The following is a 22,120-nucleotide window of genomic DNA, read 5'->3' on the forward strand; positions in this document are numbered from 1 at the left end:
GGTGTCGAGCTGGATACTGGGTCTTGTCGTGGTCGTCGTCGTGGCGATGGCCGTCACCGTGAAACTGGCAGTGCGTACCCGCGCGCCCGACCCGGGCTGGTTCATCGACAGCACCCGCGCGGCGGGGGCGCTGACTGTAATCGGAACCATGTTCGCGGTGCTGTTGGCGTTCACCATCTTCTTCGCTCTCCAGAGCTATCAGGCTGCGCGGAACGGAGCCAGCGTGGAGGCCGTCGCCGTGACCGAGTTGCACAGCGTGTCCGAAGTTCTCGAAGGGCGCGATGGTGAACGCCTCCACGGTGACCTCATCTGCTACAGCCGCGCCGTGATCTCCGACGAGTGGCCCGCCATGTCCCGCGGTGAGATGTCCCCCGTGGTCACCGACTGGGTCGACACGATGGTCGACGACTTCGCTGCCACGTCGCCGCAGGGCGCGTCCCAGGAGGCTGCGTACGGGCAGTGGTTCGACCAGCAGGCCGAACGCCGAGACGGTCGCCGCGCTCGTGCTGCCGAGGCGACACCGTCGGTCCCGTTCCCCCTGTGGATCGTACTGGGCATCGGGGCATCGGCCATCCTGACGTACATGTGCGTGCAGGCGGACAAGCGCGAAAGCGCAGTCGTGCAAGCGATCCCGATCGCATTCGTATCGGCACTCGTAGCGTCTGCGCTGGTGGTGGTCATGTTCCTGGACCACCCCTATTCCGGCTGGGCCGGCAGTATTCAACCCGACGAGATGCGAGTGACACTGCAGCTCATCGACGACGGGCACGTGGCACCGTGCGACCAGGTCGGCAATCCGACGTAGTCCGGGGCCTGGTTGTCAGTAAGGTCGAGCAATGGCGTTACGAGCGGGTGTGGTGGTCACGGGAACCGAGGTTCTCGCCGGTCGGGTGTCCGACCAGAACGGACCGTGGGTATCTCAGCGACTGCTCGAGATGGGAGTCGACGTCGCGCACATCACGGTGTGCGGGGACCGCCCGGACGACATGACTGCACAACTGCAGTTTCTCGCCGATCAGCGCGTCGACCTGATCGTCACGACCGGAGGCCTCGGACCGACCGCCGACGATCTCACCGTCGCCACCGTCGCCGCTCTCTACGGTCTCGACCTTCGTCTCGACGCCGAGCTGGAGCGACGTATCGACTCGATCGTGCAGCGTTGGCGTGGTCGCCTCAGTTCCGCGGCCGACTCCGAACCGTTACGGGCGGGCATACGCAAACAGGCGATGGTTCCGGACGGTGCGTATTCCATTTCGCCCACGGGAACAGCCCCTGGCGTCGCGATCGCGGCCAACGAATCCGGAACGCTGCCGACGGTCCTGATCTTGCCGGGCCCGCCTCGCGAACTGCAGGCAATGTGGCACGAGGCTCTCGAAAGCGCACCGATTGCCCGAGTTCTGTTGCGCCGAGCGGACGTCCGGCAGGAGACGATCCGCGCGTACGGCCTTTCCGAGGCCGACCTCGCGGCAACGTTGCGTACGGCTGAGCAAGACGTATCCGGGTTCGGCGAACTCGAGATCACCACCTGCCTGCGCCTCGGTGAGCTCGAAATGGTGACCCGTTTCGCCGAGTCGGCCGCAGCCGACTACGATAACCTCGCGAGCATCGTCGACCGTCGACACGGCTCGAAGATCTTCTCGACCGACGGGTCCACGATCGACGACATCGTCGCACTACGCCTGTCCGGCAAACGAATTGCCACCGCCGAGTCGTGCACCGGCGGAATGATCGCGGCGCGTCTCACCGATCGCGCCGGCTCGTCTGCGTACGTCATCGGCGCAGTGGTGTCGTACGCGAACGAAGCCAAGACGGGTCTGCTCGACGTCCCCGCCGACATCATCGACGAGCACGGAGCGGTGAGTGAACCGGTGGCTGCGTCGATGGCGGAAGGCGCGCTGAACCGCGTCGGCGTCGACATCGCCATCTCCACCAGCGGTATCGCGGGACCCGGCGGCGGCACCGAACTCAAACCGGTCGGCACGGTGTGTTTCGGGATCGCAGTTGCCGGGCGGGCTACCGTCGCCCGCACGCTCCGACTACCCGGGGACCGTGCAAGTGTGCGCGCACTGTCCACCACGGCGGCGATGCACATGCTGGCGGAGGCGTTGGAATCGGAAGGCTGATCAATAGCATGGACAAGTCGACAGCACGCAGGTTGCCACGCCTCGAATTCGAGCCCCTGATCTACGGAACCGTCACCTTGATGACAGTGTTCATCGTGTCCACGGACGACGGCATCAACGACTTCGGTGACGCCGCCAGTGTGGTGATCGGCCCCATGGTCGCCTCCGCTCTGGCCCACCTGTTCGCGACGGTTCTCGGCCACGTGAAGCATCACCGAAGCTTGCCGACCCGTGGCGAATTCGCGGACGACGCTTGGCACTCCGCGCAGTTTCTCCTCCTGACCATCGTTCCGCTCGTCTTGTTGTCGATCGGCCGAGCGACGGGATGGTGGTCGGCAGCAACGACTCTCGATACGGTCGCCGATCTCGGACTGCTGTTCCTACTCGTCGTCGGTGCGGTCAGCGGATGGCATGTCGCGCGCCGGCCATGGCTCGGAGCCGTCGTCGGTGCGGGCGCCGCGGCCCTCATCGGTCTCGTTGTGACGGTGATGAATCTCGTGGTGGAGCACCACTGACCGGTGTCCGCAAACGCAGCGGCGAACTTGTCCATTCACGTGAACGAATCGTGAACGGCGAACGCACAGTTGGTTTTACGAGACATTCGGGGCAAATCGCGTTAGACACGTACGGGCTCGGGACGCCACACTTCCAGTCGTACGACGACCATCTTCGAGCGGGCCGTGTCCTCTCGTCACAGCGAAAGACTCCCGAACATCGTGAAGAAGAACAACCTTGGCTCGACGGCTGCCTGCATTGCTCTGTCGTGGGTCGTGGCGATCACCGTCGCGGGATGCTCGAGCGAGCCGGCCACCACGGCAGACGCGGCTCCGACCTCGACTTCGACCTCGACAGCCGCAGCTGCCGATTCGCCGTGCCCAGTCGCGTTCAGTGGGCCGAATCCTTCGCAAGAAGAAGTCGAGAGCGACATCAGCGCCCTGGCTGCCGATCAGAACGCCCTCTACGCGCGTTACAGCGCAGCACTCGGCAACCCGTCGCCCGCTCCTACGGAAGCGACGTTGACCGACCAGCAGGTGTCGATCCTCGACCAGGCGCCGGGGGGTGCGCTCGAACGCCTCTCATCGCAGTTCTGCACCGACGAGGCGCTGTCCACCGGAATGACTCAGCGACTCGACCAGGCCATCGCCGCCTCCGTGCCGGACACCACCGACGGGGCACCGGAGATACGGGCGGGCTTGGCCTCGATTTCGACGAGCCACCCGGTCTCGTTGCTCCTCGGCACGACCTTCGACGTGTGCGGATTGAGCGCGACGCAGCCCACCCTCACGAAGGAAACCAACCCGCTCGCTGCCGACCCGGGGGCCGTCGCGATCGTCACCAACTTCTGTCCCGACCAGGCGGGACTGTTCGGGGCACAGCCGAACTAGGCGGGCGGGTCGGCGACGTCGTTCGTCAGCTCGACGAAACCCGGGATCCGGATGGTGAGCGTGTCACCGGGCTTCAGGTAACGAGGCGGATCCTGCCGGTGGCCGATCCCGGCGGGTGTGCCGGTGGCGATGACGTCGCCGGGCGCCAGTTGCGTGAAAGTGCTGATGTACTCGATGATCGAACCGACGTCGAACACCAGATCGGCGAGCGTGCCGTGTTGCACTTGCACCCCGTTGAGCTCGGTCACTATTTCCAGCGCTGCGGGGTCCGGGATCTCGTCGCGAGTGACTATCCACGGTCCCCACGAGCCGGTGCCGTCGAAGTTCTTGCCCGCGGTGGCTTGCTTGGAGTGAAGCTGCCACTCCCGAATGCTGTTCTCCCCCATCACCGTGTACCCCGCAACGTGTGCGAGTGCATCCGCGGCGGGGATGTTACGTCCGCCGCGCCCGATGACGACAGCGACCTCACCTTCCCAGTCCAGGGTGTCGGACACGGTCGGCCGAAGCAAGGGTTGCCGATGCCCGACGAAGGTCGACGAGAATCGCGTGAACAACGTCGGGTGGTCGGACACGTCGGCGAGTACTTCGGCGGCATGCGTGCTGAAATTGAGTCCGACGCAGAAGATCTTGCTCGGCGCTGGTACGGGAGGAAGCCAGCGGACAGCCGCCTCGGCCACGACCGGGTACCGAGCCAGGTCGATGCCGATGATGTCGTCGACATCCACCGATCGCAGCAACCCCGCAAGCCCGTCGGGACCGGCGTAGTCCGAGATGTCATGGAGGGTTGCGCCGTCGACGCTGGCGACGGTCGACGCCTGGCTGCCGCGTACCACTGTGCCGAGTCTCATCCGACTTCGCGTTCGCGTGCCATGAGTTCGGATGCACTGCCGAGAAGTCGTTGCACTTCGGCGATTCCGGCGTCCGTGGTCTCGATCAAGGGCGGTCGGACGTGGGCGGAGGCGATCCTGCCTTCTCGTTCGAGCACCCACTTGGCCGTAGTGGGGTTGGTTTCCACGAAGAGAAGATCCACCAGGGGGTGCAGGGCGTAGTGGATGCGCCGAGCGTCGTCGTGCTTGCCGGCCATCCAGTACTCGTACATTTCGGCGCACGCCCGCGGTGCGATGTTCGACGTTGCGCTGATGTAGCCGATACCGCCGAGCGCAAGCAACGGCAGGCAGAGCAGTTCGATTCCGGACCAGACGAGGAGCCCGTCACCGGCTGTCTCGATCACGCGTGAGAAGTGTTCGAAATCTTTCGTGGTTTCCTTTATCCCGACGACATTGGGTACGTCACGGTAGATGCGGGCGACGGTGTCGGGAGCCAGTTCCACGGCAGTCCGCGACGGGACGTTGTACATGATGATCGGAAGGTTCGGCGTCGACGCAGCGACGCGGGTGTACCACTCGACAAGCGCCTGCTGCGTGGGCCGCGCGTAATAGGGCGTGATGACCAGAGCCGCATCGGCGCCGGCGCGTTCGGCGGCCGTCGTCAACTCGATGGTTTCATCCAGTTTGGCCGATCCGGTGCCTGCGATGAACGGCACGCGCCCGCCGATCGCATCCGCGACGGTCTCGATGGCGAGGATGCGCTCGGTTACCGTCTGCGCGCTCGGTTCGCCGGTGGAGCCGCCGATCGAAATACCATGTGTCCCAGCCGCTATGTGCCACTTGACGAGTCGGCGCAAGCTGTCCACGTCGAGATCGCCGTCGTCGGTGAAGGGTGTGATGAGCGGTGCAATGGAGCCGGTGATCCGGGACGGATCGCTGCGATAGGTCATCGAAGGTCCTTCGTGATAGTGGAGTTGCGCCATACCATTGCCGCAACGGCGAGGTCGGTGAGACCGGATCCGAGGCCCTTGTAGACGGTGAGGCGCGGATTGTCGGGGCGCTTCACCGCACGGTGGACGATCTCACCGAGAGTGATCACACCACCCAAATCTGGCCCGAAATGCTCTCGTAGTTCACGCGATCCGCGTCGTGCGTTGTCGATGTCGTCCACGGCAGTAACGGTGCTGAGCCTCAGAACGGACGGCATCAGTTCCGCCGTGCTCGGCAGGATGGCACCCACTGCGTTCAGATGAGCCCCGTGCGCGAGCCAATGGCCCTCGAGGAACGGCTCTGTCGCACGGGTGACGGCGGTGACGATCGGAGCATCGGCGACCGCCGATTGCGCCGATCGAGCGGCTTCGGCTCGGACTCCCAAAGTCGATTCGATTCGCTCGGCGAATTCGATGCGACTTCTCTCCCTCGGGCTCCACACGCGCACCACTTCGAGTGGCCGAACGTCGTGAATTGCCGCGACTTGATGCAATGCCTGTCGCCCGGTGCCGAGAATGGCGAGCCGGTCCGCGGCCGGGTCCGCCATGAGGTCGGTGGCCACCGCGGCTGCAGCGGCTGTGCGCAACATCCCGAGGGCGCCGGCGCTCATGACGGCGAGCGTCCGTCCGTCGACGGAGTCGAAGAGCGTCAGCATCGCAGAAGCGCCGTTGGGCGTGTTCACCCAGCTCTTGAACGCAACGATGTGCTGTGCGAGGTCGATGGCGCCGAGCGAGTGGGCGGTGCTGGCGTCGTCGAACTGCGCCATGGTCTTCGGGATGGAGTGGGCGGTGCCCCGATGCGCCGAGACGAGGACGTCGCGAAGAGCGCGGGCTGCCTCGCGGCGGTCGACGATGTCGACGACCTGCTCGTCGGTGAAGACCGAGACTTGGGCTGTCTCGGGGGGTGCTGACATGACAACCTCTCGGGCCGGACTGAGCATCGGTGTGATGTGACCAACAGTGGTGCGTGTTCTGCTATAAATCAATTATCGAATTCTGGATGTAGGAATAACCCGTTGCTTATGGGGTGAGAATGGATAGTCAACTGTCCTTCCGTCGGCTGGAAGTGTTCCGGCTCGTCGTGGACGAACGCAGCGTCACGCGTGCCGCCGAAATTCTGATGGTTGCGCAGCCCGCAGTGTCGGCGCAGCTTCGCGCGCTCGAATCCTGGGTAGGCGCAACGTTGTTCGTTCGCCGTGGAAATCGCCTGGTTCTGACGGAAGCGGGAGAGCGAACGAACGAGTGGGCCAAGAACGTGCTCGCCGGCGCGGCACAGGTCCGCCGTGATGTCGGGGATCTGGCATCCGGCGACACCGGCCGCGTCCTGGTGGCATCGAGCATGGCGGTCGGAACCTATTTGCTCGCACCGATTCTCGCGACCGTAGGCAAGGAGCGACCCAAGGCCGAGATCACGGTGTCCATCTCCCGTCCCGAAGAGGTGGTGCGCGGAGTCGAGACCGGCGAGTTCGACTTCGCCGTCCTCAACTGGGACGAGCGCGAGTTCTCCGACGCTACGACGTCGGAAGTTCTCAGCAGCGTGCAGCTCTCGGTCTACGCCACCACCGACCTGGTTGCCGACGGCGCCACCCTCAGCCTTGGCGAGGCCTTGTCGCTACCGTTGGTCGGCGCTCCCAGAGAGGTCGTGTATCAACGCAATCTGGTTGCACAACTGCGCAACCTGGGTCACGACGAACCCCACTTCGTCATCCGGCTGGGCCATTCCGAAGCGATGGTTCGGGCCGCCGTCGAGCACGACTGGGCCATCATCGCGCCGGAATACGCCGTCGGCGCGGGCGGCCCGTTGCGGCCGGTCGATGTGCCCGATTTCAGGATCGAAGAGCAGATCGTCCTCGTTCACCGTCGAGACAAGCATTTCTCGCCGCTACAGGAGGCCGCGCTCGGCGCGATACGGTCGGGACTGAGCCGCATGGCGCCGCCGCGGGATCACCGGGAGTAGTCACAATTCTCCGAAGGCGACCACGGCCCCTCCGTGCGAAACGTCTGTGGTGCGATTCCGTTGCGGGATAGCGAATCTCTTATGCCCCGATGCCGAAACGTGTCTTGGACGTTCGTCACCGATCGGCTTAGCGTCCTGGACAGCGGCTCAGATCAGAGACGTACACCACACAAGGAGGACGACCGATGACGGTCACAGAATCGGGCGGTCGCGCTGCAATCACGCAGTCGGGTGTGAGGATGGCCGACGTCAGCGGAGTCGATCTCGACCTGCCCATGCCGTGGGCGCCGATCAAAGTGTCGCGCAACGAGATTGACGCTCTCGTCGACCGGCTGTCCGACGGCCCTGCGCCGGCGAACGGACGACGCGCCGCGATGCTGATCCACCCGGAGTCGACACACCGCGGTTTCGCACCCGGCATCGACGTGGCCGTCGAAGTGCTGCTTCCCGGCGAGCAGACCCAGCGCATCCGGCGAAACTCCACCCAGGTGCACATCGGCATTCGCGGTAACGGATCCGTGTCGGCAGACGGCGTCGACTTCCGTCTCGAGGAACACGACGTGTGCACGATCCCGTCGATGAAGCCCTTCATCTTTGTCAACGACTCCGACGAACGGTGGGTTCGACTGGCCTACTCCAACGCTCCGCTCCTGGCGCAGCTCGGCACTCACTACTTCGAAGCTGTCTCGGCGCAATGGATCCCCACGGCACCGGTCGACGGGCCGATCGACATGGACGAACCCGTCGCGGTCGCGGCCGGTACTGCACCGGACCACGTCGTCTCCCCCGAGGGCGCCCGGCTGCGCGGCTACGAGTACCTCGTCGACATCGAACCGATCCCGGACCGGCCGTTGCACTGGCCACACAACGCGACATCGGCATTGATGTCACAGACTCCCGGTGACGGCGAACGCACGATCATGGCGTTGTACAACCCCTCGACCCGGCGCAAGCAAGGAGCGACGAGCAGCTTCTTCGTGACACTGTCTCAGATCCCACCCGGCCACACGCCTCACCCGGAGGGCCGGGGGCACAGGCACAGCTCGGTGGCGATCAACTACCACTTCGAGGGCTCCGGTTACTCGATCGTCGACGGGCAGCGTATCGACTGGGAACCGGGCGACCTCTTACTGTCCGCACCGTCGTGGCGCGAGCACGCGCACTACCCGAGCGAAACCGGTGTCAGCGCGTACACCGTGCAGGACCATCCTCTGCATATCGGTATGGAATCTCTTGTGTGGCAGGAGAAGATGGACGGCCCGATTCTGGCTCTGGGTACCGAAGCAGGCCAGACCGGATACGTCGCGCCTCGCAACTGGGACGAAGACTAGGTACACCGATTCCGAAAGAGAGTCAATGGCAACCGAAATCGAAGCACCGATCGATTCGGACATCCCGATCATCGATGCACACCATCACCTGTTCGACCGTGCGAATCCGATCGTCGAACACGTCATGCGACGCACACGGTTCTTCGTGGACGAGTACACGGACTACCTGGACGACGGTCACAACGTCGTCGCGTCCGTCGTCGTGGAATCGCAGTCGATGTACCGCGCCGACGGACCGGACGAGTTGCGTGCGGTGGGGCAGACCGAGTTCCACAACGGACTGGGGGCGATGGGTGCCAGTGGCTCATACCGTGGGATCAGGGTGGCGGCGGGCATAGTCGGGCCGATCGATCTCTCGATGCCCACGACACTCTCCACACTGAAGGCTCACATCGCGGCGGCGCCAGCGAGGTTCAAAGGTGTTCGGCAAGAGGCTCTCTGGGACGAGGACCCGTCGATCCTGGCCGGGGTCTTCGACCACGGTCCCGGTATGTATCTGGGCGAAAGCTTTCGTCGTGGGTTCGCTCATCTTGCTCCCCTGGGCTTGACCTTCGACGCGTTCGTCCTCGCGCCGCAATTGCCGGACATCGTCGATCTGGCGCGGACATTTCCCGACACATCCATCGTTCTCGACCACCTGGGCCATCCCTTGGGAATCGGTCGCCACACGGGACGAATGGAGGAGGAGCGCCCGCAATGGGAAGCCGACATGCGGGCAATTGCTCTGTGCAAGAACGTGACCGTGAAGATGGGCGGTCTCGGGTCCTTCATGTCCGGCTCACCGACGTTTCTGGCCCATCCACCCGCGAGCTCCGAGCAGTTGGCCGCCGAGTGGCGCCCCTACGTCGAGACCACGATCGAACTGTTCGGAGCCGATCGCACCATGTTCGAGAGCAACCTTCCCACCGACGGTTCCGGCCCGTTCGGGCACGTATGCAACGCCTATCAACGCCTGACAGCGACGTGTTCGCAAGCGGAACGAGAAGCGATCTTCGCAGGCACCGCGGCGAAGGTCTACGGACTCACCGACCTACTCACCTCCACCGGAAAGCATCGACCATGACCACTTCGACACCGACGTTTCCCATCGACTTCTCCGATCCCGAGTTCTTGACCGGTGACCGGACAGAGTCCTATCGCCGCCTCCGCCATATGGGAACCATTCCGTGGCCCCACCAGGAATCGACCTGGGTCGTCAGCCGGCACGAGGACATACGGGATATCGTTCGCCTCACGAGCACCCGAGTTCAGCCCGAGGGGACGACAGCGCCGCCCTGGATGGACGCAGGACCCGCACGCGATCGATTGCGCGCCAACCTGGTTCAGGTCGACGAGCCCGATCACAGCAGGCTGCGCAACGTGGTGGGTCCGCTTTTCATCCCACGCCGCGTCGCGCAGTTCCGCGAGATTGCCGCGGAGTCGGTAGCTCGGGCGCTGACGCGAGTACCGGACGGACACGCGATCGACGCGGTACACGAGCTCGCAGTCGACATCCCGAGAGGAGTCATCTGCCACTTTCTTGGCATCCCCGAGGACGATTGGGGACGCCTCACCGAGAACCAGCACGAGTTCCTACAGATCTTCTCCCCCGTTCCACTCGACGACCAGGGCAAGAAGTCGCTCGACGCGATAACACGTTTCTACCTCGACTACTTCGAGGAGTTTCTCGACAGCCGACCCACCGAGCAGCACAGTCCGTACGTCCGACTCCTGCTCGAGGCTCAGGCCCGCGGCGACCTGTCTCGGACCGAGGTGTTGTCGCTTACCCACACCATTCTCGACGCCGGATACGAGACCACCCGCACGTCCATCTCCAACATTGTCGAGATTCTGGCGACGCACCCGGGGGTTTTCGACGCACTCGAAGCCGATCCGAGCCTTGCTGATTCGGCAACCGAGGAGTTCCTGCGGTTTCGAACACCGCTGCACGTGCGGGAGCGGTATCTCACCGAGCCGTTCACCACGTCGGACGGCATCGAACTTCCCGTGGGCGCACACGTGATCCTCATGCTGGCAGCGGCGAACCGCGACGAGGCGGCATTCGACAATCCGGACTCGATCGACCTCGGCCGTCACAACGCAGGTCAGCATCAGGCGTTCGGCGGCGGACTGCACCACTGCCTGGGGGCACCCATCGCGCGCATTCAGATCCAGGAAACCTTGAAGGGCCTGGCGTCGCACTTCGACCGGATCGAGCAGGTGGAGCCAGGAGTTCGATTCCCGGACCTGATCTTTCCGGCACTGACCTCCCTACCAGTCGTGATGCGACGTTCCGGAGTGTCATGACGACAACCCCTGACCTGTATGTGACTGTCACGAACAAGCAGTACATGGCCGACGGTGTCGTACTGCTGGAACTGTCGGGTGCGGGAGCCGACTTGCCGACGTGGGACGCCGGCGCCCACATCGATCTGTTCATCGGTCCGTTCGTGCGCTCGTACTCCCTCTGCGGCAGTACTGGTGGCCACGGTGGGTACCAGGTAGCAGTCCTGAACGAACCGAGCGGTCGAGGAGGCTCGGCATACGTTCACGACAGGCTTCAGGTCGGTCATCAGGTCGGTATTTCTCTTCCTCGCAACCACTTCGAGCTCGTCGACGCCGATCGCTACGTCTTCGTCTCGGGCGGGATCGGCATCACGCCCATCGTCCCGATGATCGCAGCAGCGAACGATCGGGGCGCAACGTGGGAACTGCACTACGGTGGGCGATCTCGAGCATCGATGGCGTTCGTCGACCAGCTCGCAGATCATGAGAGCAGGGTGACGTTGTACCCGGAGGATCAAGTCGGCCGAATCCCCCTGTCCGAGTTGCTGACCGACGTCCGGCCGGCCACCAAGATATTTGCTTGCGGTCCCCCGCCTCTGCTCGATGCAGTTGCCGCCGCGACAGCACACTGGCCTGCGCAGTCCCTGCACGTGGAACGGTTCGTGCCCAAGGAGTTCGGCACCGTGGCGAACCGTGAATTCGAGGTCCACCTCGAGCGCCGAGGCACCACCCATCGGATACCGGCACACCGCAGCATTCTCGACGTCCTGGACGACGCCGGTGTCGCTGTACCGACGTCGTGTCGAGTGGGAACGTGCGGGACGTGTGAAGTCACCGTTCTCGCGGGCGTTCCCGACCATCGCGACTCGGTATTGACCACCGAGGAACAGGCAGACGGGAAGTACGTCATGTTGTGCGTCTCGCGCGCAGTGACAGCGACGCTGACCCTCGACCTCTGACGAAGCACGAATGACGTGCTAACTTTATTTTGTTAGCAGGTTGGCTCGATCGGTGGTCGACCCCGTCACTCGGAAGGATCACCATGCCCGTACCCGCACCCACCGCGACCGAAATCAGCCAGCTGGCTGGGGAACTCGGCTACACCGCAGTGTCCGACAGCGCGGACGAGTACACCGAGATGATCGCAGGCATGCTGGGGATCTACGACGCCCTCGACGCCATCCCGGAGCCGAAACCTCTGCCGGACCGCGAGCCGGTCTCGTACTACGTACCCACTCGGGAAGAAGACCCGAACCACGCATGGGAAGTGCGCGCGTCGATCGCTGGGTCTTCGACAGGGCCGCTCGCCGGCGTGCGAGTCGGGGTGAAGGACAGCATCATGGTCGCCGGTCTGCCGATGACCAACGGAACAGACGTCCTTTCCGGGTACCGACCGGCGCACGATGCAACGGTGGTGAGTCGTGTGCTCGAGGCCGGTGCAGAAATCGTGGGCAAGACTACGAACGAGTATTTCTGCATGTCCGGTGGCAGTCACACCGCATCGAGCGGTGTCGTGCACAACCCGCACCGCAAAGGCCATTCTGCGGGTGGGTCATCCAGCGGGAGCGCCGTCGCGCTGGTGACCGGCGATGCCGACATGACACTCGGCGCAGATCAAGCGGGATCGATCAGGATGCCCGCGTCCTGGTCGGGCGTCGTCGGCTTGAAGCCCACCTACGGTCTGGTGCCGTACACCGGGATCGCCGCTCTGGATGGGTATTTCGACCATGTCGGTCCGATGACCCGAACCGTGTACGACAACGCTCGACTTCTCACCGTTCTCGCGGGATCGGACGGAATCGACCCACGACAACGGGACATCCGTTCAGGTGATTACCTCAGGACCCTCGATTCGGGGGTTCGCGGACTGCGAGTCGGGATCCTGACGGAAGGGTTCGGCAGCCAGAACGCGGACGCCGCCGTCGACCGCACCGTGCGAGCCGCGGCCGAATCTCTGCGGGGCCTCGGGGCCTCCGTCGAGGACGTCTCGGTGCCCATGCATTCTCTCGGCGCGGCTCTCTGGACGGCGATCGCGATCGAGGGGATGGCCGAGACCGTGCTCCGCAATCAGGGCTTCGGGTTCGGTCGAGCCGACTACTACCCGGTCGACATGATGGAACACCTGCTCGGGCAGCGCGACAACGTGGGCGGGCGCCCAGCCAACGTGGTGCTCTTCACTCTGGTGGGCCGTTACGTCGACCAGAAGCAAGGGCGACTCAACTACGCCAAGGCAGTGAATCGCGCCCGTACACTCCGTGCTGCTTACGACGGCGCACTGCAACGGTTCGACGTACTTCTCACGCCCACGACACCGCAAACCGCGCAACCACTTCCCGACCCGGCCGCGAGCGCAGGCACCTCGATCCAGGCGGCAATCGAGATGTCCGCCAACACGACTCCGTTCAACATCACCCACCACCCGGCACTGAGCGTCCCGTGCGGCAGAGTCGACGGGCTACCCGTGGGAATGCAGCTGATCGGTCGCCATTTCGACGAGGCGACCCTCTACCGCGTCGGTCGAGCCCTCGAAGTCGGGTGACCGGGAGTCGCCGGACACAGCACGAGAGGGCTCGCGGCTGCGCAGTTTAGGATCGACGGATGGCGAAGTCGGAAGAGATGCGCCTGCGCATTCTGGACGTTGCACTACGTTTACTGAGCGACGGCGGACGAGAAGCCGTGTCGACTCGGGCGGTCACGTCAGCTCTGCACATTCAAGCCCCGACGATCTACCGCATTTTCGGAGACAAACAGGGTCTACTCGATGCCGTTGCCCTGCATGGCTTTACGACACACTTGGGGACGTGGACGGGATGGGTGCCGGGCGCCGACCCCATCGAGACAATCCGAAGCGGATGGGACATGCACATCGAGTGGGGCGTGGCGAACCCTCACGTTTATTCGATCGCCTACGCCGGGCCGCACCCGGGACGGTCCTCTCCCGCCGCAGACGCCATCGACGCGATCCTGCGCACGCTGATCGAACACGCGGCTGCCGCAGGCCACCTGGCGGTTCCGATCTCGGACGCCGTGAAGATGCTGCGCGCGATCGGAACAGGAGTGGTCTTCACGCTCGTCGCGATGCCGGCCGCCGCACGCGACATACGCCTGTCCGAGCGTGGCCGAGAGGCCGCACTGTCGGCGATCCTCACCGACGCGGCCATCGAACCGGCCGTGACACGGTCCGGCGCGGCGATGCAGCTCAAGATGAGTCTGGCAGAGTCGAACAGCCTGTCTCACAACGAGCGAGCCCTGCTCGGCGACTGGTTGGACCGCCTGAGCTGAGAGAGCATCAGCAGGCTGTTTCGGTGAACACTTGTACACTTGGCGCGTGGGGAGAAGTCGACGAACACAAGAACTGGGCGAACTCGGGGAACTCGCATTGGCCGAGTTGGCGTCGGCCGCGGGTGGGGTACGCGCGGTGCACTCCGCGATCGCGCGACGTACTTTCGCAGCTGTGCGGCTCGGTGTCGGACCTGCCGTGACGCCGACTCAGCTCACGCACGACGCGATCGCCGCCGGAACCTACGCCACCATCGCCGCCGCCTGCATCGGCGCGAGCAAAGCCGTCGGCGCCCTGACCCGCTCGGACGAGACAGACTTCGGCGACACGTCGGACGGCGACGACGATCGACCGTCGCCCTCGCAGACCGCCCGCGGTGCTCAGACCATCGCGATCCTGCACGGACTGATCGGCGACGACATGGAACGCACCGGCCGGACCTTGACGTTCCCGATGTCGATCCGCGTCGACGGACGCGCGGTGCCCGTGAAGTACCGCGCTCTGGCTGCCGCCTTCCCGAACGCGGGCGCCCACCTCGTGCTGTTCCTGCACGGCCTCTTCGAGACCGAGTCCGCATGGCGACTCGGTGGGCGACCGACCTACGGTGAACGGTTGGGCTCGGATGCCGGAACCACCGCAGTCTTCCTGCGCTACAACACTGGTCGGCGTATCGCGACGAACGGCGCCGACTTGTCCACCCTGATCGAGCAATTGGTGATGGCGTGGCCGGTCGGGGTCAAGCGGATCACGCTCGTCGGGCATTCGATGGGCGGCCTGGTCTCGCGCAGTGCAGCGCACCAAGCCGCCGAAAGCGACCGCAGATGGGTCGACCTGATGACCGACGTGTTCACCTTGGGGACACCGCATCTGGGTGCGCCGATTGCACACGGCGTTCACGTCGCCGCAGCGGCGCTGGCGGTGGCACCGGAGACGCGGCCGTTCGCACGGTTGCTGGCGCGTCGGAGCGCGGGGGTTCGCGACCTGGTCCACGGTTCGATCACTCACGAAGACGGGCACGCGAGAGACCTCGACGGGTTCGATGTCGGTGCGCCCAGCGACATCTCGGTTCCGGAGACGGTACGGCACTATCACGCGTCCGCTGTCGTCACCGCGAGCCCGCAGAACCCGGTCGGAGTGTTCGTAGGCGACGGCCTGGTGCGCACCCTCAGCGCCGGCGGCCGAAACAAGCTGCGCAACATCGGGTTACGACCGGACGACGGTCTGGCGATCAACAGCGCTCACCACTTCACCCTCCTCAACGACGAGCGGGTGTACTCGTGGATGCGGGATGCCCTGCTCGCAGACGGCCGGAGTTCCGAGTCCTGATCGAGAAAAACCGAGTGCACCAGTTCAGGATCGGAGCCGCCGGGCCAGATACGGTCCCGTGATGCTGTCCGGGGACGCCGCCACTTCGGCGGGTGTCCCGGTCGCGATCACGGTGCCACCGTTGTCGCCGCCGCCGGGGCCGAGGTCGATGACCCAGTCGGCTGAGGCCACGGCATCCAAATCGTGTTCCACCATCACCACGGTGTTGCCCGCGTCGACGAGCAAGTGCAGCTGGCGCATGAGCAGGGCGACGTCGGAGGGGTGCAGGCCGGCGGTCGGTTCGTCGAGTAGGTAGAGGGCAGTGCCGCGGCGGGTGCGCTGCAATTCGGTGGCGATCTTGATGCGCTGCGCTTCACCGCCACTGAGCTCGGTGGCTGGTTGGCCGAGCCGAAGGTAGCCGAGCCCGATATCGCGCAAGGTCTCCAGACTCCGGGAAGCTCCCGCGATGTCCGCGAAGAATACCGCTGCCTCGTCCACCGACATGTTCAACACCTCGGCAATGGTTCTGTCGCGCCAGGTGATTTCGAGTGTTTCCGGGGTGTACCGGGCACCGTGGCAGGTGGGGCAGGGGCCATAGGTGCCGGGGAGGAACAAGAGTTCGACCTCGACGAAACCGTCACCCTGGCACGTGGGGCATCGTCCGTCGGCGACGTTGAAGGAGAATCGTCCGGGTGCCCATCCGCGGGCCTTGGCCTCATCGGTTGCGGCAAACAGTTTGCGAACGATGTCGAACATTCCGACGTAGGTGGCCAGTGTCGATCGCGGGGTGCGGCCGATGGGGCGTTGATCCACCCGGACCAGTCGGGTGAACATCTCGATCCCGGAGACGTCGGCCACGTCGACCTCGATCTCAGCGTCGTCATCCTCGTCTGCCGCGGTCTCGAGTCGGTGGCGTGCCACTTCGAACAAGACCTGGCTGACGAGCGTCGACTTCCCGGAACCCGACACACCCGTCACCGCCGTCAACACGGCGTGTGGGAACTCCGCCGTCAACTCCCGCAGGTTGTGCCGAGTGACCCCGGTCAGAGTGAGCCAGCCTTGGGTGGGACGCGCCTCGCGGTGCAGGGATTCCGCCCTCCCGAACAGGTGTGTGCTGGTGATCGATTCCTCGATCTCCTCCAGGCCGGCGACCGGCCCGCTATAGAGGACCCGTCCGCCGCCCTCCCCCGCCGCGGGGCCGATATCGACCACCCAGTCGGCTCGCCGGACGACGTCCATGTCGTGCTCGACGACGAACAAGGAATTGCCCGACGCCTTCAGCTGGTCCAGGACGTCGAGGAGCGGCTCGGCGTCGGCGGGATGCAAGCCCGCAGAGGGTTCGTCCAACACGTACACCACCCCGAACAGTCCGGAACGTAGCTGCGTGGCAATCCGTAACCGCTGTGTCTCGCCGGGCGACAGCGTCGTCGAGCTGCGCCCGAGGGCCAAGTATCCCAAACCCAACTCGAGCAGCACATCGATCCTGGCCAATAGGTCGGCGGTGATACGAACCGCCACCTCCGTGGTCTCCACCGACTCATTTGCGATGGGGCGCAACACTTCCGCGAGCTCGATCAGCGAAAGCGCGTTGATCTCCGCGATCGAGTGCCCGGCAACAGTGACGTCCAGCGCGTCGGCGCGCAGCCCGGTGCCGGAGCACGTCGGGCAGCGGACGGTCTCGGTGAACGCCAAAGCGCGCTCCCGCATCCGCTCGCTGTTCGAGTCCGACAGAACATGCATGACGTGACTGCGTGCGCTCCAGAACTTGCCTTCGTAACTGTGGTCGACTCGGCCCTCTTCGGGTTCGATCCACACCTTGGGGTGCTCGTCGGTGAAGAGGAGCCACTCCCGGTCCTTCTTTTTCAGCGTGCGCCACGGCGCGTCGATGTCGATACCCATTCCGCTGACGATGCTGCGCAGGTTGGCGCCCTGCCAGGCACCGGGCCACGCCGCGATCGCTCCTTCGCGAATGCTCAGCGAGGGGTCGGGAACCAGCAGTTCCGTCGTCACATCATGGAAGTCCCCGAGCCCGCCGCATCGTGGACAGGCACCGACAACAGTGTTGGGCGAGAACGCTTCTGCCGCAAGTAGGGACGCGCCGTCGGGATAAGCGCCGGCGCGCGAGAAGAGCATGCGCAGCAGGTTGGACATGGTGGTGATAGTGCCGACGCTCGAGCGTGAGCTGGGCCCGCCCCGACGTTGCTGCAGCGCGACGGCCGGAGGGAGGCCGGTGATCGACGCGACATGGGGTGCGCCCACTTGCTGAAGCAGTCGACGGGCATAGGGGGCCACCGACTCGAAGTAGCGTCGTTGCGCTTCGGCGTACAGGGTGCTGAACGCCAGGGACGACTTTCCAGACCCCGACACGCCCGTGAACGCGACGAATGCGTTGCGGGGTATGTCGACATCGACGGCTGCCAGATTGTGCTCGGTGGCACCGCGCACTCGCACGTACCCGTCCCACGTTGGATCTGTCACCGCTCGAGACTAGTGGCAGTCCTCGGCCCGAGTGATCGGAAGCGGCGAGATGCGGGGCAGGCGAAGACTAGGCGTTCGAGCGGAAACCACCGCCGGTTACGGCTTCGTCTGACCGGTGTCCGCGCCCGGGTGACGATGATCCGGTGGTGCGATGCCATGCTCGCGCGGCGCCCCCATGAACGCAGATCCGCCTACGGCGCTGTCGATTCCGTGGAACCGCCCGCGTCGCATGCGGCCGCGAAGTGAGCGCGCAATGATGACGAACCCGGCGAGAACAACGGCGAAGCCGACGAGAGCAAGTGCGAGCGCCACAACGGTGTTCATGCCCACCTTCCTATGCTGCATCGAACGAAGTCTTTGGGTTCGAGGCTACTGAGCTCGGGACGCGGGCGGGAGCTCAGCGATTTCATGGTTCTGTTGACCGACACCCGTTTCGCGTCGGACATCGCCGAACGGGCATGCACGTCGCTTCCGTCGGGTCTCACACAGTGCGAGTCATCGCGACATGATCGATTCCCGCTTCGGTGTAGTTCGATCCGACTCGCACAAATCCGAATGCCTCGTACCAGCGTTCGAGGTATGCCTGCGCGGAGATGTCGACGGTGCCGGAACACTGCTCGAGAGCGGCGGTCAGCAACCGCCCGCCTATCCCACGGCCACGCGCCGACGCCGCAGTCGCGACTCGCCCGATGTGAGTGTGAGGTACCTCGTCGAGGACGCGCAGTGTCGCCAGAACCGAACCGTCCTCCTCGTACCAGTACAGCGTGGTGGTGTCTTCGAGATCGCGACCGTCCAACTCCTGCTCGTCGACGATTCTCTGTTCGTGAACGAACACCTCGGTGCGCAGTCTCAGGATCTTGTAGAGGGCGACAGGATCGATCGTCGCGACCGGCGAGCGGTAGACAGCCATGTCGATCAGTGTATTTCGCGCCGCCGATCGCACTCACGGATACGGCCTCGGAACCCCCCCCTCGAGACCATGGCCACCGTCCATCAGATATCGGTAGCATTGCTTACTATGAGGCGATCCGGGTTCTGCGCACAGGCAATGTTAGTAGTCGCCGTAGGATCCTTGGTCGCGTGCTCGTCCGAGTCGACAAGTTCCCCGACTCCGACGTCTGCACCGACCTCCTCCGCCAGTGCCGCAGGGACGAACACATCCAGCGCTGCCCCGTCGTCTGCATCGTCGTCGACGGCCACCGCAGCAAGTACCGCGGACAACGACGCAAACTGCGCAGCAGCGGAACTCTCGGTCACTCTCGGAAGCACCACGGGCGCAGCCGGTTCGAGGCAACTGCCCATCAGATTTACGAACACCGGAAACCGAACCTGCACACTCGACGGATACCCGGGAATCTCCTACGTCTCCGATCCAGGTGGTCCGCAAGTAGGACAGGCTGCAGTTCGAACCGGATCGACGGTCGTACCGGTGCAGGTGGCACCCGGCGAGTCGGCCGTCGCCGCGGTGAAAGCAACTCAAGTACAGAATTTCTCGCAGGACGCGTGTCAGCCGACATCGGTCTCCGGCATCGACGTCTACTCGCCCAATACCACCGAAGTGGTGTTTCTGCCGTACGTCTCGACGGGATGCGGCACCGACGACCCGTCGATCACCCAGTTGTCAGTTCAGCCGGTCGTGGCCGAGTAGGAGCGGGCGACAACGGTTCTCGGTGCCCCCAGTCGGACTCGAACCGACAACACAAGGATTTTAAGTCCTCTGCCTCTGCCAATTGGGCTATGGGGGCGTCCCTGACACGGCTACTTTATCGGCCGCACCATCAGCCTTCGACGCCGGTCGCGACCGGCCTGGCCGGGTCCGACGACCAGGCCGACCATGATCCCGGAAAGAGGGCCGCGTCGATGCCTGCCAGCGCCAGCGCCGCAACTTCGTGAGCAGCGGTCACTCCGGACCCGCAGTACACACCCACCGTGTCCCCCGTGTGAACGCCCAACGTGTGGAACCGCTTTCGCAGATCCTCGGGACTCGCGAAGAGCCCGTCCACCAGGTTCTCGGACGTCGGGGCACTGACTGCACCGGGAACATGTCCGGCGCGGGGATCGATCGGCTCGACCTCCCCCCGGTACCGCTCACCCGCACGAGCGTCCAAGAGAACACCGGTAGTCGAGAGCTCAGCGGCATCGTCGGCGGACAGCACCGGAAGGTGGCCGCCCGACAGCGTCACCGTTCCCGCCCGACGTGCCGACTCCTCCCCCGACGCGACCGGTAACTCCTCTCGCTCCCAGGCCGGGAAGCCGCCGTCGAGCATCGTCACGTCGGCCAATCCTGCCCACCGCAGCAGCCACCAAGCCCGTGCGGCCGCCATGTTCCCGGTGGCGTCGTACACGACGACGGCCGTACCCGCGTCGATTCCCCAGCGCCGCGCGGACTCTTGCAGATCGTCGATGCGGGGCAACGGATGTCGACCGTCGGTCGGCTCGCCGTGACCCGCCAACTCCGTCGCCAGATCCACGAACACGGCGCCGGGGATATGGGCGTCGAGATAGTGCAGGTGACCATCGGGATCTCCGAGTGCCCAGCGAACGTCGAGAAGAACCGGTGGGTTCGACGATTCGAGTGCCTGCGACAGCCCCGCTGCGGTGATCACAATCTCTGGCATGGCAGCCACGGTAGAACACCGAATGGGAATCGCCTACCCCCGCGGTGATCACCGCAGAATCTTCACACCACCGGCGGCACGAACTCGAACGTCATGCCCAGCAGCCAGACCAGGAGCAGGACGACCGGGAAGTGAAAGATGAACTGCAGGAACGTGAATCCGATCAGATCCCGCGCCCTTAAACCCAGTACGGCGAGGAGCGGCAGCATGAAGAACGGGTTGATCAGATTCGGCAGCGCCTCGGCCACGTTGTAAATCTGCACGGTCCAGCCCAGGTTCATCTGCACGTCCGTCGCCGATTGCATCACGTACGGCGCCTCGACCAGCCACTTGCCTCCGCCGGAGGGTACGAACAAGCCCAGGATCACCGTGTAGACGGCGATGACCACGGCGAACGCGCCGCCGCCGCCGATGTTGGTGAAGAAGGTGGCGAGATGCTCCGAGATCGTCACTCCGCCGCGCCCGGCGGCCTTGGTCAAGATGGCGGCCATCGCCGCGTAGAGCGGAAACTGGACCAGGATGCCGGCGGTTGCAGGCACAGCCTTGGCCACCGAGTCCAGGAAGCGGCGCGGCGTCCCGTGCAAGACCAATCCCAGCATCAGAAACACGAGTAGGTAACCGTTCAAGCTACTGACCACCGACAGCACGGGCTTGGTAAGCAACTGCGAGACAAGCCAACCGAGTGTCATGGCACCGGCGAAGATCGGGAGCAGTCGGCTGTATTCCAGCCACTCCCCCGGCCGGCTTCGAGGAGCCGGCTCGTCGATGGTGTCGTCGAGGTCGATGTCCATCTCATCCGCAGTCTTGATCGCGGCTCCCTTGGGCGCGGACAGGTGCGCGATGATGACCGTCAGCACGACGATGACCACCAGCATCACCAGCGACTGCCAGGTGAAAATGGTGGTGCCGAAATCCAGTACACCGGTGATCTGGAGAAGCGCGGGCGGAAGTGACGCCGCGGTGGCCTGCAGCTGCGCCGCCGACGACGACATCCCCAGCGCCCACACTGCGCCCAGTCCCATGAAGGCCGCCGCCCCCAACGCCCGATAGTCCACGCGCAGATCGGTGCGTCGCGCGATGGCGCGTGCGAGCAATCCGGCGAACACCAGGCTCAGACCCCAGTTCAGAAACGACACCGAACACGACAGCAGCGCAACGAAACTCACTGCGGTGCTCGGAGACTTGGGTATCTGCGCCAAGCGGGTGATCAGTTTTGCCACAGGCGGCGACGTCGCTACCACGTACCCGGTCAGCACGACCATCGCCATCTGCAGCGTGAACGCGGTCAGATCCCAGAAGCCGTTACCGAATGCGTCGACGACGTTCTGTGGGGACGAACCGTTCGCGAACGCCGCCACGGCCACCACGAGTACTCCGACGAGCGCAAAGATGTAGGCGTCCGGGAACCATTTCTCGGTGCCTCGTGCGAGCGCCTGAGCTGTGCGCGCCAGGCCCTTCTCCTTGGGTGCGGTGGCGTCCTGCGTCGTCATGAAAGTGAATCCTCGCTTCGACAGTCGTGTGGCCCCGACCACATAGACTTCATGGCGAGAGCGGACGAAGCA

The 22,120-nt window shown here is 64.7% G+C and carries 21 protein-coding genes, 1 tRNA gene and 1 pseudogene; 13 read left to right on the forward strand and 10 right to left on the reverse strand.

Going from position 1 to position 22,120, the window contains the following annotated elements; genetic code table 11:
- Nucleotide 1 precedes the first annotated feature (1 nt).
- The 4 genes from IEW02_RS16660 to IEW02_RS16675 all read left to right on the forward strand — a co-directional run bounded on the left by IEW02_RS16660 (nt 2) and on the right by IEW02_RS16675 (nt 3,508).
- Nucleotides 2-805, forward strand: coding sequence for a bestrophin-like domain (locus IEW02_RS16660; RefSeq protein WP_188545930.1), 804 nt, complete (start codon nt 2-4; stop codon nt 803-805).
- Between the two features lie 31 nt (nt 806-836).
- Nucleotides 837-2,123, forward strand: a complete 1,287-nt coding sequence (locus IEW02_RS16665) for a competence/damage-inducible protein A (protein WP_188545931.1) — start codon at nt 837-839, stop codon at nt 2,121-2,123.
- A gap of 8 nt (nt 2,124-2,131) precedes the next feature.
- Nucleotides 2,132-2,638 carry a hypothetical protein gene (locus tag IEW02_RS16670; RefSeq protein WP_188545932.1) on the forward strand — a complete coding sequence of 169 codons (507 nt, stop codon included), beginning with the start codon at nt 2,132-2,134 and terminating at the stop codon, nt 2,636-2,638.
- Nucleotides 2,639-2,839: 201 nt separating this feature from the next.
- On the forward strand, nt 2,840-3,508 hold the full coding sequence (locus IEW02_RS16675) for a hypothetical protein (RefSeq protein WP_188545933.1): 669 nt from the start codon (nt 2,840-2,842) through the stop codon (nt 3,506-3,508).
- On the opposite strand, the gene IEW02_RS16680 is transcribed toward IEW02_RS16675, so the two are convergent.
- Genes IEW02_RS16680 through IEW02_RS16690 form a run of 3 tightly spaced genes read right to left on the reverse strand, consistent with a single transcriptional unit; the run spans nt 3,505 to nt 6,238 of the window.
- Nucleotides 3,505-4,356, reverse strand: coding sequence for a fumarylacetoacetate hydrolase family protein (locus IEW02_RS16680; RefSeq protein WP_188545934.1), 852 nt, complete (start codon nt 4,354-4,356; stop codon nt 3,505-3,507). The genes IEW02_RS16675 and IEW02_RS16680 overlap by 4 nt on opposite strands.
- Nucleotides 4,353-5,285 carry a 4-hydroxy-tetrahydrodipicolinate synthase gene (gene dapA / locus IEW02_RS16685; RefSeq protein WP_188545935.1) on the reverse strand — a complete coding sequence of 311 codons (933 nt, stop codon included), beginning with the start codon at nt 5,283-5,285 and terminating at the stop codon, nt 4,353-4,355. The genes IEW02_RS16680 and dapA overlap by 4 nt, the downstream gene beginning before the upstream one ends.
- Nucleotides 5,282-6,238: an ornithine cyclodeaminase family protein gene (locus IEW02_RS16690; RefSeq protein ID WP_188545936.1), complete on the reverse strand. Its 957-nt coding sequence runs from the start codon at nt 6,236-6,238 to the stop codon at nt 5,282-5,284. Before IEW02_RS16690 ends, dapA begins: the two co-directional genes overlap by 4 nt.
- A 119-nt stretch (nt 6,239-6,357) precedes the next feature.
- Between IEW02_RS16690 and IEW02_RS16695 the strand changes: the two genes are divergently transcribed.
- The 8 genes from IEW02_RS16695 to IEW02_RS16730 all read left to right on the forward strand — a co-directional run bounded on the left by IEW02_RS16695 (nt 6,358) and on the right by IEW02_RS16730 (nt 15,483).
- Nucleotides 6,358-7,281, forward strand: a complete 924-nt coding sequence (locus tag IEW02_RS16695; RefSeq protein ID WP_188545937.1) for a LysR family transcriptional regulator — start codon at nt 6,358-6,360, stop codon at nt 7,279-7,281.
- A 185-nt stretch (nt 7,282-7,466) separates the two neighbouring features.
- On the forward strand, nt 7,467-8,612 hold the full coding sequence (locus tag IEW02_RS16700; RefSeq protein WP_229746088.1) for a cupin domain-containing protein: 1,146 nt from the start codon (nt 7,467-7,469) through the stop codon (nt 8,610-8,612).
- Between the two features lie 25 nt (nt 8,613-8,637).
- Nucleotides 8,638-9,675, forward strand: a complete 1,038-nt coding sequence (locus tag IEW02_RS16705; protein WP_188545938.1) for an amidohydrolase family protein — start codon at nt 8,638-8,640, stop codon at nt 9,673-9,675.
- Nucleotides 9,672-10,898: a cytochrome P450 gene (locus tag IEW02_RS16710; protein ID WP_188545939.1), complete on the forward strand. Its 1,227-nt coding sequence runs from the start codon at nt 9,672-9,674 to the stop codon at nt 10,896-10,898. Before IEW02_RS16705 ends, IEW02_RS16710 begins: the two co-directional genes overlap by 4 nt.
- On the forward strand, nt 10,895-11,836 hold the full coding sequence (locus IEW02_RS16715; protein WP_188545940.1) for a PDR/VanB family oxidoreductase: 942 nt from the start codon (nt 10,895-10,897) through the stop codon (nt 11,834-11,836). The genes IEW02_RS16710 and IEW02_RS16715 overlap by 4 nt, the downstream gene beginning before the upstream one ends.
- A gap of 83 nt (nt 11,837-11,919) precedes the next feature.
- Entirely contained in the window at nt 11,920-13,416 is a 1,497-nt protein-coding gene (locus IEW02_RS16720) for an amidase (protein ID WP_188545941.1), read from the forward strand.
- Nucleotides 13,417-13,475: 59 nt separating this feature from the next.
- On the forward strand, nt 13,476-14,159 hold the full coding sequence (locus tag IEW02_RS16725) for a TetR/AcrR family transcriptional regulator (protein ID WP_188545942.1): 684 nt from the start codon (nt 13,476-13,478) through the stop codon (nt 14,157-14,159).
- A 46-nt stretch (nt 14,160-14,205) separates the two neighbouring features.
- Nucleotides 14,206-15,483 (forward strand): esterase/lipase family protein, encoded by a 1,278-nt coding sequence (locus IEW02_RS16730; RefSeq protein ID WP_188545943.1) that lies wholly within the window; start codon nt 14,206-14,208, stop codon nt 15,481-15,483.
- A gap of 24 nt (nt 15,484-15,507) precedes the next feature.
- On the opposite strand, the gene IEW02_RS16735 is transcribed toward IEW02_RS16730, so the two are convergent.
- From IEW02_RS16735 to IEW02_RS25150, 4 genes are all read right to left on the reverse strand, one after another.
- Complete coding sequence (locus IEW02_RS16735) at nt 15,508-17,940, reverse strand: excinuclease ABC subunit UvrA (RefSeq protein ID WP_188545944.1); 2,433 nt, start codon at nt 17,938-17,940, stop codon at nt 15,508-15,510.
- Between the two features lie 96 nt (nt 17,941-18,036).
- Nucleotides 18,037-18,264: a hypothetical protein gene (locus tag IEW02_RS16740; protein WP_188545945.1), complete on the reverse strand. Its 228-nt coding sequence runs from the start codon at nt 18,262-18,264 to the stop codon at nt 18,037-18,039.
- A gap of 157 nt (nt 18,265-18,421) precedes the next feature.
- Nucleotides 18,422-18,850 carry a GNAT family N-acetyltransferase gene (locus tag IEW02_RS16745; protein ID WP_188545946.1) on the reverse strand — a complete coding sequence of 143 codons (429 nt, stop codon included), beginning with the start codon at nt 18,848-18,850 and terminating at the stop codon, nt 18,422-18,424.
- A gap of 83 nt (nt 18,851-18,933) precedes the next feature.
- Nucleotides 18,934-19,197, reverse strand: a complete 264-nt coding sequence (locus IEW02_RS25150) for a hypothetical protein (RefSeq protein ID WP_229746131.1) — start codon at nt 19,195-19,197, stop codon at nt 18,934-18,936.
- A gap of 34 nt (nt 19,198-19,231) precedes the next feature.
- On the opposite strand from IEW02_RS25150, the pseudogene IEW02_RS25155 reads away from it, so the two are divergent.
- Nucleotides 19,232-19,588: pseudogene (locus IEW02_RS25155) on the forward strand (DUF4232 domain-containing protein); the annotation flags it as partial.
- Between the two features lie 23 nt (nt 19,589-19,611).
- On the opposite strand, the gene IEW02_RS16755 reads toward IEW02_RS25155, so the two are convergent.
- From IEW02_RS16755 to IEW02_RS16765, 3 genes are all read right to left on the reverse strand, one after another.
- Nucleotides 19,612-19,685 (reverse strand) — tRNA-Leu (locus IEW02_RS16755).
- A gap of 33 nt (nt 19,686-19,718) precedes the next feature.
- Nucleotides 19,719-20,558 carry a sulfurtransferase gene (locus tag IEW02_RS16760; RefSeq protein ID WP_229746089.1) on the reverse strand — a complete coding sequence of 280 codons (840 nt, stop codon included), beginning with the start codon at nt 20,556-20,558 and terminating at the stop codon, nt 19,719-19,721.
- Between the two features lie 62 nt (nt 20,559-20,620).
- Nucleotides 20,621-22,048, reverse strand: a complete 1,428-nt coding sequence (locus IEW02_RS16765; RefSeq protein WP_188545948.1) for a short-chain fatty acid transporter — start codon at nt 22,046-22,048, stop codon at nt 20,621-20,623.
- Nucleotides 22,049-22,120: the final 72 nt, after the last annotated feature.

The organism is Rhodococcoides trifolii, from assembly GCF_014635345.1.
Taxonomy (GTDB): Bacteria; Actinomycetota; Actinomycetes; order Mycobacteriales; family Mycobacteriaceae; genus Rhodococcoides; species Rhodococcoides trifolii.

What these genes read in the sequence shown, in the direction of transcription:
- IEW02_RS16665 (WP_188545931.1), top strand. Translation starts at nt 837, where the DNA reads ATGGCGTTACGAGCGGGTGTGGTGGTCACGGGAACCGAGGTTCTCGCC.
- IEW02_RS16670 (WP_188545932.1), top strand. Translation starts at nt 2,132, where the DNA reads ATGGACAAGTCGACAGCACGCAGGTTGCCACGCCTCGAATTCGAGCCC.
- IEW02_RS16680 (WP_188545934.1), bottom strand. Translation starts at nt 4,356, where the DNA reads ATGAGACTCGGCACAGTGGTACGCGGCAGCCAGGCGTCGACCGTCGCC.
- dapA (WP_188545935.1), bottom strand. Translation starts at nt 5,285, where the DNA reads ATGACCTATCGCAGCGATCCGTCCCGGATCACCGGCTCCATTGCACCG.
- IEW02_RS16690 (WP_188545936.1), bottom strand. Translation starts at nt 6,238, where the DNA reads ATGTCAGCACCCCCCGAGACAGCCCAAGTCTCGGTCTTCACCGACGAG.
- IEW02_RS16695 (WP_188545937.1), top strand. Translation starts at nt 6,358, where the DNA reads ATGGATAGTCAACTGTCCTTCCGTCGGCTGGAAGTGTTCCGGCTCGTC.
- IEW02_RS16700 (WP_229746088.1), top strand. Translation starts at nt 7,467, where the DNA reads ATGACGGTCACAGAATCGGGCGGTCGCGCTGCAATCACGCAGTCGGGT.
- IEW02_RS16705 (WP_188545938.1), top strand. Translation starts at nt 8,638, where the DNA reads ATGGCAACCGAAATCGAAGCACCGATCGATTCGGACATCCCGATCATC.
- IEW02_RS16710 (WP_188545939.1), top strand. Translation starts at nt 9,672, where the DNA reads ATGACCACTTCGACACCGACGTTTCCCATCGACTTCTCCGATCCCGAG.
- IEW02_RS16715 (WP_188545940.1), top strand. Translation starts at nt 10,895, where the DNA reads ATGACGACAACCCCTGACCTGTATGTGACTGTCACGAACAAGCAGTAC.
- IEW02_RS16720 (WP_188545941.1), top strand. Translation starts at nt 11,920, where the DNA reads ATGCCCGTACCCGCACCCACCGCGACCGAAATCAGCCAGCTGGCTGGG.
- IEW02_RS16725 (WP_188545942.1), top strand. Translation starts at nt 13,476, where the DNA reads ATGGCGAAGTCGGAAGAGATGCGCCTGCGCATTCTGGACGTTGCACTA.
- IEW02_RS16740 (WP_188545945.1), bottom strand. Translation starts at nt 18,264, where the DNA reads ATGAACACCGTTGTGGCGCTCGCACTTGCTCTCGTCGGCTTCGCCGTT.
- IEW02_RS16745 (WP_188545946.1), bottom strand. Translation starts at nt 18,850, where the DNA reads ATGGCTGTCTACCGCTCGCCGGTCGCGACGATCGATCCTGTCGCCCTC.
- IEW02_RS16760 (WP_229746089.1), bottom strand. Translation starts at nt 20,558, where the DNA reads ATGCCAGAGATTGTGATCACCGCAGCGGGGCTGTCGCAGGCACTCGAA.
- IEW02_RS16765 (WP_188545948.1), bottom strand. Translation starts at nt 22,048, where the DNA reads ATGACGACGCAGGACGCCACCGCACCCAAGGAGAAGGGCCTGGCGCGC.